Annotated in this window: 1 protein-coding gene; it reads left to right on the top strand. The window is 48.0% G+C overall.

Annotated features, from left to right (window positions below; translation table 11 throughout):
• Positions 1–281 (top strand): carboxypeptidase-like regulatory domain-containing protein (locus tag H6A34_RS15710; RefSeq protein ID WP_338088679.1); only part of this gene is annotated, 281 nt, incomplete at both ends.

The following is a 281-nucleotide window of genomic DNA, read 5'->3' as shown; positions in this document are numbered from 1 at the left end:
AATTTAAAAACTTTTCGACTTGCGCTTGTGGCGCTGTTCACGCTCATCGTGGGCTCGCTGTCGGCGCAGACAATCAAAGGAAATGTGAAAGATTCCAACGGAGAGGCCGTCATCGGCGCAACAGTCCTCGAAAAAGGGACTAAAAACGCCGTAGTGACCGATATCGACGGAAACTTCTCCATTAAGTTATCGAGCAGTAACGAGCTGCAGTTTTCATACATTGGTATGAAGCCGCAGACGGTAAACGTGGCCGGAAAGAGTAGTGTAACAGTTACAATGGA

Source organism: Marseilla massiliensis (assembly GCF_016899855.1).
Classification (GTDB): Bacteria; Bacteroidota; Bacteroidia; order Bacteroidales; family Bacteroidaceae; genus Prevotella.
The sequence above is the reverse complement of the archived record's forward strand: the minus strand, read 5'-3'. Positions and strand labels throughout refer to the sequence as shown.